This window comes from Pseudomonas sp. WS 5503, assembly GCF_012985385.1.
Lineage (GTDB): Bacteria > Pseudomonadota > Gammaproteobacteria > Pseudomonadales > Pseudomonadaceae > Aquipseudomonas > Aquipseudomonas paracarnis.
On sequence record NZ_JAAQWI010000002.1, the window covers coordinates 360,555 to 374,008 of the forward strand.

Annotated in this window: 13 protein-coding genes; 5 read left to right on the forward strand and 8 right to left on the reverse strand. The window is 56.8% G+C overall.

Going from position 1 to position 13,454, the window contains the following annotated elements; genetic code table 11:
- Positions 1 to 109: 109 nt before the first annotated feature.
- The 3 genes from rho to HBO10_RS07450 all read right to left on the reverse strand — a co-directional run bounded on the left by rho (position 110) and on the right by HBO10_RS07450 (position 2,750).
- A complete protein-coding gene (gene rho, locus HBO10_RS07440; RefSeq protein WP_003176825.1) occupies positions 110 to 1,369 on the reverse strand; it encodes a transcription termination factor Rho in 1,260 nt (419 codons plus the stop codon).
- 234 nt (positions 1,370 to 1,603) lie between these two features.
- Entirely contained in the window at positions 1,604 to 1,933 is a 330-nt protein-coding gene (trxA, locus tag HBO10_RS07445; RefSeq protein ID WP_034129019.1) for a thioredoxin TrxA, read from the reverse strand.
- A gap of 121 nt (positions 1,934 to 2,054) precedes the next feature.
- Positions 2,055 to 2,750, reverse strand: coding sequence for an FCD domain-containing protein (locus HBO10_RS07450; protein ID WP_034129020.1), 696 nt, complete (start codon positions 2,748 to 2,750; stop codon positions 2,055 to 2,057).
- A 254-nt stretch (positions 2,751 to 3,004) separates the two neighbouring features.
- Here HBO10_RS07450 and HBO10_RS07455 point away from each other — a divergent pair, with 254 nt between their 5' ends.
- Genes HBO10_RS07455 through HBO10_RS07470 form a run of 4 tightly spaced genes read left to right on the forward strand, consistent with a single transcriptional unit; the run spans position 3,005 to position 5,844 of the window.
- Positions 3,005 to 3,790: a transporter substrate-binding domain-containing protein gene (locus tag HBO10_RS07455; protein ID WP_034129021.1), complete on the forward strand. Its 786-nt coding sequence runs from the start codon at positions 3,005 to 3,007 to the stop codon at positions 3,788 to 3,790.
- A 14-nt stretch (positions 3,791 to 3,804) separates the two neighbouring features.
- Entirely contained in the window at positions 3,805 to 4,473 is a 669-nt protein-coding gene (locus HBO10_RS07460; RefSeq protein ID WP_034129022.1) for an amino acid ABC transporter permease, read from the forward strand.
- Positions 4,470 to 5,120 (forward strand): amino acid ABC transporter permease, encoded by a 651-nt coding sequence (locus HBO10_RS07465; RefSeq protein ID WP_034129023.1) that lies wholly within the window; start codon positions 4,470 to 4,472, stop codon positions 5,118 to 5,120. The genes HBO10_RS07460 and HBO10_RS07465 overlap by 4 nt, the downstream gene beginning before the upstream one ends.
- Positions 5,107 to 5,844: an amino acid ABC transporter ATP-binding protein gene (locus tag HBO10_RS07470; RefSeq protein ID WP_034129024.1), complete on the forward strand. Its 738-nt coding sequence runs from the start codon at positions 5,107 to 5,109 to the stop codon at positions 5,842 to 5,844. The genes HBO10_RS07465 and HBO10_RS07470 overlap by 14 nt, the downstream gene beginning before the upstream one ends.
- 4 nt (positions 5,845 to 5,848) lie before the next feature.
- Here the strand turns inward: HBO10_RS07470 and HBO10_RS07475 are convergent, their stop codons facing one another.
- From HBO10_RS07475 to HBO10_RS07495, 5 genes are all read right to left on the reverse strand, one after another.
- A complete protein-coding gene (locus HBO10_RS07475) occupies positions 5,849 to 6,391 on the reverse strand; it encodes a hypothetical protein (RefSeq protein WP_034129076.1) in 543 nt (180 codons plus the stop codon).
- 10 nt (positions 6,392 to 6,401) lie between these two features.
- On the reverse strand, positions 6,402 to 8,795 hold the full coding sequence (locus tag HBO10_RS07480) for a fimbria/pilus outer membrane usher protein (RefSeq protein ID WP_275941720.1): 2,394 nt from the start codon (positions 8,793 to 8,795) through the stop codon (positions 6,402 to 6,404).
- Between the two features lie 117 nt (positions 8,796 to 8,912).
- Positions 8,913 to 9,629: a fimbria/pilus chaperone family protein gene (locus tag HBO10_RS07485; protein WP_230633880.1), complete on the reverse strand. Its 717-nt coding sequence runs from the start codon at positions 9,627 to 9,629 to the stop codon at positions 8,913 to 8,915.
- A gap of 90 nt (positions 9,630 to 9,719) precedes the next feature.
- Positions 9,720 to 10,379: a DUF1120 domain-containing protein gene (locus HBO10_RS07490; RefSeq protein WP_157717968.1), complete on the reverse strand. Its 660-nt coding sequence runs from the start codon at positions 10,377 to 10,379 to the stop codon at positions 9,720 to 9,722.
- Between the two features lie 115 nt (positions 10,380 to 10,494).
- Complete coding sequence (locus HBO10_RS07495; protein ID WP_034129026.1) at positions 10,495 to 11,154, reverse strand: DUF1120 domain-containing protein; 660 nt, start codon at positions 11,152 to 11,154, stop codon at positions 10,495 to 10,497.
- A 753-nt stretch (positions 11,155 to 11,907) separates the two neighbouring features.
- Between HBO10_RS07495 and ppx the strand changes: the two genes are divergently transcribed.
- Positions 11,908 to 13,410: an exopolyphosphatase gene (ppx, locus tag HBO10_RS07500; RefSeq protein WP_003195352.1), complete on the forward strand. Its 1,503-nt coding sequence runs from the start codon at positions 11,908 to 11,910 to the stop codon at positions 13,408 to 13,410.
- Positions 13,411 to 13,454: the final 44 nt, after the last annotated feature.

The following is a 13,454-nucleotide window of genomic DNA, read 5'->3' on the forward strand; positions in this document are numbered from 1 at the left end:
CAATTTTTGTTACTTAACGGATACTTATGCCACAAAAATCGCAGAATCTCGACGCAAAAAAAATGGCGTCCCATTAAGGACGCCATTTTTTTGGACCTGAAACGCTGTATTACTTGCGTTTCATCGACAGGAAGAACTCGTCGTTGGTCTTGGTGGTTTTCAGCTTGTCGATCAGAAACTCGATGGCCGCAACTTCGTCCATCGGGTGCAGCAGCTTGCGCAAGATCCACATACGCTGCAGTTCGTCGTCTGCGGTCAGCAACTCTTCGCGGCGGGTGCCGGAGCGGTTGATGTTGATCGCCGGGAACACACGCTTTTCAGCGATGCGGCGGTCCAAAGGCAGTTCCATGTTGCCGGTACCCTTGAACTCTTCGTAGATCACTTCGTCCATCTTCGAGCCGGTTTCAACCAGCGCGGTGGCGATAATGGTCAGCGAGCCGCCTTCTTCGATGTTCCGCGCAGCGCCGAAGAAACGCTTTGGTTTCTCCAGGGCGTGGGCATCGACACCACCGGTCAGCACCTTGCCGGAGCTCGGGATCACGGTGTTGTAGGCACGGGCCAGACGCGTGATGGAATCGAGCAGGATCACCACGTCTTTCTTGTGCTCGACCAGGCGCTTGGCCTTTTCGATCACCATTTCGGCAACCTGCACGTGGCGGGTTGGCGGCTCATCGAACGTCGAGGCAACCACTTCGCCGCGCACGGTGCGCTGCATCTCGGTCACTTCTTCCGGACGCTCATCGATCAACAGCACGATCAGATGAACTTCAGGGTTGTTACGTGCAATGTTCGCGGCGATGTTCTGCAGCATGATGGTCTTGCCGGCTTTCGGCGGTGCGACGATCAGGCCACGCTGGCCTTTGCCGATCGGAGCGCAGAGATCGATCACACGACCGGTCAAGTCTTCGGTGGAGCCGTTACCGGCTTCCATCTTCATGCGCACGGTCGGGAACAGCGGGGTCAGGTTCTCGAAGAGAATCTTGTTTTTCGCGTTCTCTGGGCGGTCGAAGTTGATCGTGTCGACCTTGAGCAGGGCGAAGTAACGCTCGCCTTCCTTCGGAGGACGGATCTTGCCAACGATGGTGTCACCAGTGCGCAAGTTGAAGCGACGGATCTGGCTCGGCGAGACGTAGATATCATCTGGGCCGGCGAGATAGGACGCGTCTGCAGAGCGGAGGAAGCCGAAGCCGTCCTGGAGAATCTCCAGCACGCCATCACCGGAGATTTCCTCGCCGCTTTTCGCGTGCTTCTTGAGCAGAGAGAAAATCACGTCCTGCTTGCGCGAACGGGCCATATTTTCTATGCCCATTTCTTCGGCCAGTTGGAGCAGGTCGGTAATCGGCTTTTGCTTGAGTTCAGTCAGATTCATATAGGAATGACGTAATCATTTATGGAGGGGGGAAATTAAGCTTTTGGCTTAATGAGGCCGCGCCGCAGAGAAGGCGACAGGATCGCGTACTAATCGAAAAGGAATGCGTCGGCGACGGCTTGCAGGGGGCAGTGGAGAAACCACTGCGGGGCCGAATGTACCACCTGGATTTCGGAGCGTCTAGCCCTGCTTTACGAAAAAGCCCCGCTATTTGCGGGGCTTTTTTGACGACGCTTAGATGTTCGCGTCGAGGAAAGCTTGCAACTGGGACTTCGACAGCGCGCCCACTTTAGTCGCTTCAACATTGCCGTTCTTGAACAGCATCAGCGTAGGAATACCACGTACGCCATGCTTGGCCGGAGTTTCCTGGTTGTCGTCGATGTTCAGCTTGGCAACGGTCAGCTTGCCTTCGTAGGTGGTTGCAATGTCGTCCAGGACCGGAGCGATCATTTTGCAAGGGCCGCACCATTCAGCCCAGTAGTCAACCAGCACCGGGCCGGCAGCCTTGAGTACTTCGGCCTCAAAGGTCGCGTCGGTGACGTGCTTGATAAGATCGTTGCTCATGGATGTCTCCGGATTGTAAGCAAAAAAAACGTTGCCCATCATAGCCGCCCTTCCCCTGTTCAGGAAGCCGCGTCTGATTGAGTCTTGCTATGAAGTTGAATGAGTGTGGGTATGACCCCACTCACGACGTAACGGGCGTCACGAACGCAATGCCCGTGCGCAACGCAGCATTACGTATATGTTCCTGCATGGTTTTCTGCGCCGTCGTACTGTTGCGGCGGGCCAGGGCGCGCAGGATCCTGCGATGTTCCTGCCAGGTTTCCATGGCCCGCTCCGGCCGGATGAACGGTAGTTTTTGACTCTCCAAAAACACCTCGGCACTGGCACTGAGGATACTCACCATTGCCTGGTTACCGCTGGCCAGCAGAATGCACTGGTGAAATTCGAAGTCCAGGCGAGCGGCCGCTTCGAAGTCACGCGCCTTGAGCACTCTGTGCATGGCTTCGACATTATCCTCCAGGCTGTCCAGCGCCTCGATGGTCAGTGCCATTGCTGCCAACCCCGCCGCAAACCCCTCCAATGCGTAGCGCAGCTGGAAGATATCCGGCGGCGTAGCCTGCGCCGCGAAGGGCCAGGCAAACCCGGGCGCTTCTTGCACGTCCTGCACGAACACGCCCTTGCCCGGCTGCACACTGACCACGCCCAAGGCGCTAAGCGATGACAGCGCCTCACGCAACGACGCCCGGCTCACCCCCAATTGCAGGGCCAGGTCGCGCTGGGACGGTAACGCATCGCCCGGCCCGAAGCCTTGCTCCTTGATGAGTTTGCGGATGGCCTGCAAGGCCGCTTCCGGTACGGCTTGGGCAATGGAATTCATAAAAAGCACAGGTTCCCGATAGCTGCGTGACCCGTTGTAAAACTATTTATGGCCGGCTGCAAGCCACGCCCCAAAGGGGCTCGCAGCTTTTTGTCAGCGCTCGAAAAGGGTGCGAAAACCCTGGCAACTGTTCAGACCAGTAAGACCTGTGCATCTCAATAAACATCAGCCTTGCAGACGATCCGAACGATGCTGGCATGGGCTGTGCACTGGGCAAACTCAGAAAATTCCTTCGCCTTTTCCGGAGAGTTGCCATGACCAAGCGCTACAGCGCCCTGCTCACTGCCCTGTTTGCCAGCCTTATGCTGAGCCAGGCACCCGCCCAGGCGAATGGTCTGGATGACATCGTCGCTCGTGGCACGCTCAAGGTTGCCGTCCCCCAGGACTTTCCGCCGTTTGGCTCGGTGGGCCCTGACATGCAACCCCGTGGCCTGGACATCGACACCGCCAAGCTGCTGGCCGACCAACTCAAGGTCAAGCTGGAACTGACCCCGGTGAACAGCACCAACCGCATCCCGTTTCTCACCACCGGCAAGGTCGATCTGGTGATTTCCAGCCTGGGCAAGAACCCCGAGCGCGCAAAGGTCATCGACTTTTCCAACGCCTACGCGCCGTTCTACCTCGCCGTGTTTGGGCCGCCTGACGCCGCCATCGCCAGCCTCGACGACCTCAAGGGCAAGACCATTAGCGTGACCCGTGGCGCCATCGAGGACATCGAGCTGACAGCGGTAGCGCCCAAGGAAGCCACGATCAAGCGCTTTGAAGACAACAATTCCACCATCGCCGCCTACCTGGCCGGCCAGGTCGACCTGATCGCCAGCGGCAACGTGGTCATGGTGGCCATCAGCGAGCGCAACCCCAAACGCGTACCCGCGCTGAAGGTGAAGCTCAAGGACTCGCCGGTGTACGTGGGCGTGAACAAGAACGAGCCGGCGCTGTTGGAAAAGGTCAACCAGATCCTGGTCGCAGCCAAGGCTGACGGTAGCCTGGAGAAAAACGCCATGCAGTGGCTCAAAGAACCGCTGCCTGCCGACCTCTGACGCGGAGCTCAACGATGGCCTATCAATTCGACTTTGTGCCGGTGCTGGCCAATACCGACCTGCTCCTGCGTGGCGCGCTGTTCACCCTTGAGCTGACGGCCATTGGCGCCACCCTCGGTGTGGCCCTGGGCACTGTCGGCGCCGTGGTACGGGCGTGGAAGATCCAGCCGTTTGCGTGGCTCTTTGGTGTGTATGTCGAGTTGATCCGCAACACGCCGTTCCTGGTGCAACTGTTCTTCATCTTCTTCGGACTGCCGTCCCTGGGGTTGAAAATCACCGAATGGCAAGCCGCCGTGCTGGCGATGGTAATCAACCTGGGGGCGTACTCCACCGAGATCATACGTGCGGGTATCCAGGCCATCCCACGGGGGCAACTGGAAGCGGCCGCGGCGCTGGCAATGACGCGCTTCGAGGCGTTCCGCCATGTGGTGTTGCTACCAGCCCTGGGCAAGGTGTGGCCAGCCCTGAGCAGCCAGATCATCATCGTGATGCTCGGCTCGGCGGTGTGTTCGCAGATCGCGACTGAAGAGCTGAGCTTTGCCGCCAACTTTATCCAGTCACGTAATTTCCGTGCCTTTGAAACCTATGCCCTGACCACGCTGGTGTACCTGTGCATGGCGCTGATGATTCGCCAGTTGCTCAACTGGATCGGCCGACGGTTTGTCATGAGGAACAGCCGATGAGTGATTTTTCGTTTTGGGACATCGTGCGCAACCTGCTTACCGGCCTGCAATGGACGCTGCTGCTATCACTAGTGGCGTTTGTGGGCGGCGGCCTGATCGGCTTACTGGTGATGACCCTGCGCATCAGCCGCAAAGCGTTCCCACGCAACATTGCCCGCGCCTATATCGAACTGTTCCAGGGCACGCCACTGCTGATGCAGCTGTTCCTGGTGTTTTTCGGCGTTGCCCTGCTCGGCGTGGACATATCGCCCTGGCTGGCAGCGGCGATTGCGTTGACCCTGTTTACCAGCGCTTACCTGGCTGAAATATGGCGCGGCTGCGTCGACTCCATTGCCCACGGCCAATGGGAAGCCTCGGCCAGCCTGGCCCTCAACCCGCTTGAACAACTGCGCTACGTGATCTTGCCCCAGGCGCTACGTATTGCTGTCGCGCCGACAGTGGGCTTCTCGGTGCAGGTGGTCAAAGGCACCGCCGTGACCTCGATCATCGGCTTCACCGAACTGACCAAGACGGGCGGCATGCTCGCCAACGCCACCTTCGAACCCTTCATGGTCTATGGCCTGGTGGCCCTCGGTTACTTCCTGCTTTGCTACCCCTTGTCCCTCAGTGCGCGCTACCTGGAAAGGAGACTGCATGCCTCTGCTTAGAATTTCTGCCCTGCATAAGTATTACGGCGATCACCACGTGCTCAAGGGCATCGACCTGACGGTGGACGAAGGCCAGGTGGTGGCAATCATCGGCCGCAGCGGCTCGGGCAAGTCCACCTTGCTGCGCACCCTCAATGGTCTGGAGTCGATCAACGACGGCGTCATCGAAGTCGATGGTGAATACCTCGACGCGGCCCGCGCCGACCTGCGCAGCCTGCGGCAGAAGGTCGGCATGGTGTTCCAGCAATTCAATCTGTTCCCGCACCTGACCGTGGGCGAGAACGTGATGCTGGCGCCGCAAGTGGTGCAGAAAGTGCCAAAGGCCAAAGCGGTGCAGTTGGCAAAGCAGATGCTGGAACGGGTAGGCCTGGGCGAGAAGTTCGACGCTTTCCCTGATCGACTGTCCGGTGGCCAGCAACAGCGAGTCGCCATTGCCCGCGCACTGGCCATGTCACCCAAAGTGCTGCTGTGCGATGAAATCACATCGGCCCTGGACCCTGAGCTGGTCAATGAAGTGCTCAGCGTGGTGCGCCAACTGGCTAAAGACGGCATGACCCTGATCATGGTGACCCACGAGATGCGTTTTGCCCGGGAGGTTGGGGATAAGCTGGTGTTCATGCACCAGGGTAAGGTGCATGAAGTGGGCGATCCGAAAGTGCTGTTTGCACATCCGCAATCTGCCGAGCTGGCAAACTTCATCGGCAGCCATGGATCACCTGCCTGAGGACTCAGCCACCGGACACCAGCTCGAAACGCCCATTGCCCTCGTATGTGGTTTTATTGCCAACAGCAGTGGCTGCGCTCGATAGCCAGGTGTCTACTTGCACCTGCGCCGAAAAAGCGTGGCCTCTCGCAGGGACTCCGCCGACCAGCACTACCAGAGATTGGCCTGGGCGTAGCTGGGCGTCCCGTTCGGTAGGGTTGTGCCATTGCGCTAACTCGATGGGTTTACCGTCGAGTTGAGGATGCTGAAGCGTCAGGTTGAAAAAGCCCTGGCGGCCGAACCTGTAGCCAGTCTCATTGGCCGGCACGCCTTGAAAACGTAGCGCAATCACCGCAGCCTCCACGCAGATCACGTTCAGACGTACCATACGCTTTCCCAGCGAAGCACCCCGATTTTCGAGCTGTTCGCCTGGGCGAAGCAGGCCGTAATCGATGATGGGCTGGCTCAGGGACAGGCGGCAGTTCGCAGCACTTGCCGGCGCTGCCAGTAAAAGGCAGCTCAACAACAGCCCCAAGCCTTTGAGGCACCCGATACGCCACTCGTTCATGCGGGCCATCTCACCGACAGACCGCCGAAGCGGTTTCGTAGAATTTGCCATTATAGGTTTGCTCCGGAAGGTCGAGCTGCAGCGCGCAGGACACTGTGCTGGAAGAGACTTTAAGGGCCTGGGGCGCGTCGACGTTGCTGAGAAAAATCATCCCATCCCCAACCACCGTGGTCAGCAATGCATTTTCTGGCCCCAGCACGGCAGCGCCCTGAGGCAATGGTTTGCCGTGTATATCCGTAGCGCGCAGCAGTACCCGGCGCACGTTGATTACTTCGAAATCGACCCTGTTGAAGGACCCACGGCCCGCTTCCAGGACCTTGGTACCGTTCTTGATATCCATCTGGCGAGGTAGGCTTTTGCCTTCCAGCTCCAACACGCTCGACTGATAAGCCGGCAAACTGGCGATCACAGCCTTGCCCCACGGGTCGGTCCAAACCGGCCCTTGAGGTGTGGTAAGACGAGCACCGGCAACCTCGCCCACCGAGACCACGCCAAACGTGTCCTCAACCCGATACGGCGACAATGTGAAACCTTCAGAATGGGCGACCACCGCCCCTTGCAATTGCCCGGAGTAACTGGTGCTGGACGAGTCACGATTCAGCCCCAGCCCCACTTGCGCGTAACGAGAAGACGCGTTGAGCGTGCCGCCCAGGGTGTGCTCACGATGCCCTGCGAAGTCTCTGTCGCTGCGTATCTGGTAGTTCAGCGTCTCGTCGACACGCTCATCATAGGCAGTGCCGATACTGGAGCGCTCTCCCTGACGTCGAGCGAATGCGCTGAGGCTCCGATCACGGCCCAGGGGAACACTGACCTGCAGTCGAATACCCAGTCCGTCATCGTTCCGGTCATCGGCACTGTTGGACTGGCCAATCTGAGAGTCCACGGTTACACCGACACTGGCATATCTGAAACTCTTGTTCCACGTGCCGTAGGTATTCTGGGTAATCCGGCTCTTGAAATCGGCCCCCCGGTTATAACCGATGGAGAAGCCACCCAACTGAGGGTCCGCCCAACTGAATCCTACGGTGTACTGGTTCTTGAATCGCGAACCATCCACATCGTTTACATGAGGCGTCACTGTATCGATGACGTCACGATAGCCCGGTGTCTGCGCAGTGGCACTCAAGGACATCTGTACATTCGCAGGCAGGCCGACGCTCACAGACACACTGTTGCGCGCGCCTTGTACGTTTGTTGAATGATCCCGGGACAAGTTGTTACGCACCCCCAGGGAAAAGCGCTGGGAAAAGCTGCTGTCCAGGGCAAGCCCCACCGCATTGTAGCTATCGGTACCTTGTACCCCTGCGCTGACCGCGCTGTCCTTGCCCACAGCCCACGTACCACTGGCCATGGCCAGCAGGGGCTCTTTGGCCCCTCTCCCCTCCACCTCGCGGATCTTGCCCAAAGAAGCTGTATATCCAGACTTCAAGGGAACCACTGCGCGGAACGTAGCAGCCGGCACGATAAAACTGCGCTGCCCGCCCTGGGTCTCTATCACCGTGACCTGAAGGTCACTGGTGCCGTTGAGCAAGGGCAGATTGGTCAGCGTAAAAGGCCCCTCAGGAACGACCGTGGTATAGATCAACGCGCCGGATTGCCGTACTTCCACCCTTGACTGGCTCAGGGCTCGCCCCTCGACTACCACGCCATTGTGACTGCCACCACTTTCAATACCATCGGGAAAAATCTGCGCGCCCGTCAGTTGTACTCCCCCAAACACCGGGTTATTACTCGATATCTGACCGGCCTGGAAGGTCGAAGCCAAAGGCAAGAAATCCCGTTGTGCATAGGCGAAAAGGTGTTCGGCCGTTGTGCGGCGATCGTTGGAAATATAAAGCTGGCGGCTGCGGGCAATCCAATCGCCAAAATTGAAGCCCACCTCTGTGGAGGCTGAAAGATACCGATAGGTATCCGCCCTGGAATGACTGTTGATTGCCTGGACGTCGTAATTGAGTAGCGCTGCCGTGCCTCCGCGCGCATAGCTGCCGGAGTCTCGCTGAACGTCTCGCAGCGCTTGCGTAGGCACCACCAACGACACCTCTTCGTTGCCAGGACGCAATGTCGTTACTGTCTCAGGGTATTCGGCTTTGAAGTCATGACAGGCTTGCTCGGGGGGGACACTTTTGTCGATCACCGAGGAAGGTACCCGCAAGCTGCCACGATCAAGCAAACTACGGGTAAAGCATAGCTCACCTTCTTTATCGAACCGAGCATCCGTCAAGCCTATCCGCTCACCGTTGACGTGCAGGTCCACGACCCTCACACCCTCACTGAAACGTGGCGCATGACGAAAATAGTGGGCAACCGAAGGGCTGATACCCCGCGCCTGCAGCGTTTCCAAGTCGAACCCGGAAATGCTCGATACACGGGCGGCAGAAGCATCCGTGACCACCACCGCCATCATTGCCATGCACACCGACAGGCTCAGCCCGCTTCGCCTGAAAAGCGCCTCACGCTTTTGTACATGATTCAAGTCGTCGGGAACTGCACCGAAACTGCCATTGGTTGTGTTCATGAACGGTCACGGCGCATTCGTGATGAGCAGCGCATCGTAGCTATCGACAGCGAAGCCGTAGACGGTCGCGGGTTCAAGGGTGACCGAGGTCGCACCGGGTACAGGCTTGTCCAAGGCCACCTGCAATACTTCGCCAGGCAGCACGTAGGTACGAGCAAGGCTGGCCGTCACTCGTTGCGGATTAAGACGGACGTCTGCCGCCAAGCGAACTACGTAGGGGCTGTCGTTGCGCACACTCAAGACGTTGGCCTGAAGATGCCAGGTCAGTAGCTCCCAAGGCGCATCGTTCTTTGGCAAGCCTTTGGGATGCAGGATCAGCGGAAGGTTCTGCCGAAGGCTGATACCAATGGTCGCACCGGAACCAGGTTGTGCCTGAGGAATTCCTTCGAAGGACACACGCTTCAGGCGCTGGGTCTTGAGTGGTTCGGTGCCTATTGAAAGAAACCGCACCATCTGACGCTCTCCTGCATCCACACGTGTGACCGGTGGGGTAACAACAATCAGTTGCTCGGTGTCTTCCGGGACATCCTCGATAACCGAGTGCAGCAGTGCCGGACTGGTATCCGTATTGGTGACGTTAATACTGACTTCACCTTCTGCCTCATGTAGCACAATGACGGTGGTATCAGGACGCATACCGTCGGCGAACAGCACCGCCGGCAAGAAAAAACCTATTAACAAGCATGATTTAAGAAATCTTTTAACCATCACTTCACTACCCACTTGTGCGCACAGGCTTTGCGAAAGAAATATTGGCCGACACAAAGCCCGCTTAATAAAGCGTGGCTCTGCTCGGCCCCTTTCCGAACCTAGTTATAGATAGCGCAGCTCTAAAGTAGCCTGACCGTCCAGATTAATCTGATTACTCATATTTAACTCTGATGTTTTATTGATAACAGGCAACACTTCAATTTGGCCTGCCACTGTATTAAGTTTGATAGGTGCGTAGACATTTCCTGCCCGCCAAGCCGTAAGGTTGGAGGTATGGCCGACGGCTTGGGTGCTATTCGTATGCCAATATCCGCCATTATTCTCGGAACCAACAATCCCCACCGCCACACCGTCCGCCACAGAATTACGTAGGTGGATCAGATACCCACCAATCTTTTGCCCCTGGGACGTAGCACCCAATCCGAAGTTATAAATATCTTTATAATTACTGCCAAAAAGACTGAGCATCATGCCGGGAATTCGAGAGCTTGCACGATTGTCCGACGCCCTGATCGCCACCGTTGTCTTGACATTGCTGGCACACTTGATCGAATAAGGCGTTGTCTTTTTAGCCAACTGTGTATAACGCGTCGGACTCAGGGAATTCGGATCAATCCTTCCGTAGTCAAAAACCGAATTGGTTATCGTGAAACTGCAGCTGACGGGGGCAATCGTTCCTTTCACACTCAGGTCAGCAGCTTGAGCATGAAAACCAAGGGACGCCAAGCACGCGACACTCATTACAAACATCGTCTTATTCATTTTTAGCACTCTCAACATAACGATAAATATCAGATCAAACCCAATGATAATTAGGCCTGCGCTATCACCCACACACCGATGCGAATTATCTGATCAAGGAAGTACGAATAGGAGCCTAGAGGTAACGAAGCTCCAAGGTTGCGTGACCGTCCAACTCGATTTTACTGCCCACATCGAGCGCGGACTTTTTATTAATAAAGGTAATAATCTGAATATTCCCCGATACCGAATTAACCTTAAGTGGTGTTTGCGCTCCTGAACCACCCCACCAGGCAATGACATCGCCGCCTTGACCCAACGCGTTGCTTCGATAGTTCGTCCATGTATTGCCATTGTCTGCGGAAGTCAATGTACGGACGGTTCGCCCATCAGCAATAGAGTTTTGAACATGTACGGCATAACCCCCTATTTTTTGCCCTTTGGACGACAAACCCAATCCATAGTTGTAGTTATCAGTGTAGCCCTGGTCTATTGAGCTAACGATACCTGGCACTTTGCTGGACGAACGATTATCCACTGCCTTGAGCCCAACCGCAGTGAGTGCAGTTCCCTCGCATTTAACAGCGAACGGCGTAGACTTCGCCGTCAAACGCGTATACTGAGTTTCGCTTAGGCTCGACGGCCGGATATCACCATAATCGAAAACGGCATTAGTCATTGTAAAACTGCAACTGGCAGGAACAATGGCCCCCTTTACGCGCAACTCTGAGGCCTGAGCACTCAGACTAGCCACCGAAAGCACCATACCTGCCACCAAAACAAACTTTACTTTCATGATCTTACATCCTGCATAGACATAGAAATGAATTCGCTAGCAAAAAATCAATATCGCTCATCACTAAAACTGCCGACACAATAACTATCGGAAATAACAGCTCTAGCGCAGGCTGCTTGCCATCGAACTCATAGTGTTAAACTGCAACGGGCGGGGCCATTAATACCCTTCACTCGTAGATTGGCTGCTTCGACGCTTAAATCTACAGCAGCCAGAAGCAGTCCCGCCGGCACTGACACTTTGCTCTTCATCTGAGCACCTTAATTTCCTGAATATGTAAAAACAGCACCTATAGTCAGCGATGTGAGGTGTTCACTTGTTGAACCCCACACGCATAACTACCCCCTTGTACAAGCCCTGAGCGACAAATAATTACCGCCACGGCTTAATTGCCGACCGGCAGTATCGGCGCCACACATAAATAATTAAGCCGGAAAAATACCTCAATCAACGTAAGACAGCTCTGCGAAAACGGCCCACATTTAGATTGTTTACTGTAGGAGCAAACACAAAAAACCAAGACAAATATGCATACACATGTAGGACTAAGTTGACCATCCAGAAATTACGCACACTGCAAGTTATGAACTACAGCGACTCCTGACCCAATAACACAGCTATCGCAACCACCTCCTACGAGCGGCATTCACAATTTCTGATGAGTGATTGGGGAAAATTCCTCTGGCACTACGCGTTGGCGCCAGCCGTCGATCGTGGCACGATGGCAAGGTTATCGACCGAGACCCCCAAACCATGCCGCAATCCCAAGCCAAGAATCTGTCCTTGATCGCCGCCATCGACCTGGGCTCCAACAGCTTTCATATGGTCGTGGCCAAGGCCCAGAACGGCGAGATCCGCATCCTTGAGCGGCTCGGCGAGAAGGTGCAACTGGCCGCCGGGATCGACGACGAGCGCAAGCTCAATGAAGAATCCATGCAGCGCGGACTCGATTGCCTCAAGCGTTTCGCGCAACTGATCAACGGCATGCCCCCTGGCGCGGTGCGTATCGTTGGCACCAACGCCTTGCGCGAAGCGCGCAACCGCAACGAATTCATCCATCGCGCCGAGGAAATCCTCGGGCATCCGGTGGAAGTCATCTCGGGCCGTGAAGAGGCACGCCTGATCTACCTCGGCGTGTCCCACACCCTGGCCGACACGCCCGGCAAACGCCTGGTGGCAGACATTGGCGGTGGCAGCACCGAGTTCATTATCGGCCAGCGTTTCGAACCCCTACTGCGTGAAAGCCTGCAGATGGGGTGTGTGAGTTTCACCCAGCGTTATTTCAAGGATGGCAAGATCACCCCGGCGCGTTATGCCCAGGCCTACACCGCAGCACGCCTGGAAATCATGAGCATCGAACATGCCTTGCATCGCCTGACCTGGGATGAAGCCATCGGCTCGTCCGGCACCATCCGTGCAATTGGCCTGGCCTTGAAGGCCGGTGGCCATGGCACCGGTGAGGTGAACGCCGAAGGCCTGGCGTGGCTCAAGCGCAAGCTGTTCAAGCTGGGGGATGCAGAGAAAATCGACTTCGACGGCATCAAGCCCGACCGTCGCGCCATTTTCCCTGCGGGCCTGGCGATTCTCGAAGCCATCTTTGACGCCCTCGAACTGCAACGCATGGACCACTGTGACGGCGCCCTGCGCGAAGGTGTGCTCTACGACCTGCTGGGCCGGCACCACCATGAAGACGTGCGAGAGCGCACCCTCAGCTCGCTGATGGAGCGTTACCACGTCGACCTGGAGCAAGCCGCCCGCGTCGAGCGCAAAGCCTTGCACGCCTTCGACCAGGTGGCCGAGGACTGGGACCTGGAAGACGGCGTCTGGCGCGAGTTACTCGGCTGGGCAGCCAAGGTGCATGAGGTCGGCCTGGACATCGCCCACTACCATTATCACAAGCACGGCGCGTACCTGATCGAACACTCGGACCTGGCCGGTTTCTCGCGGGAAGACCAACAGATGCTCGCGCTGCTGGTACGCGGCCATCGTCGCAATATTCCCAAGGACAAGTTTGCCGAGTTCGGTAAAGACGGCATCAAGCTGATCCGCCTGTGTGCGCTGCTGCGCTTTGCAATCCTGTTCCACCACATCCGCGGCACCCAGGAAATGCCCCAGGTCAAACTGCACGCCGATGGCGATAGCCTGGAAGTGATGTTCCCCAAAGGCTGGCTGGATGAAAACCAGCTGACCCAGGCGGACTTCGCCCAGGAAGCGGAATGGCTGACGCGGGTAGGGTTCAGCCTGAACCTGCGCTAAGCAAATCTAAAAGCATTCTGCAGAACAAATGTGGGAGCGGGCTT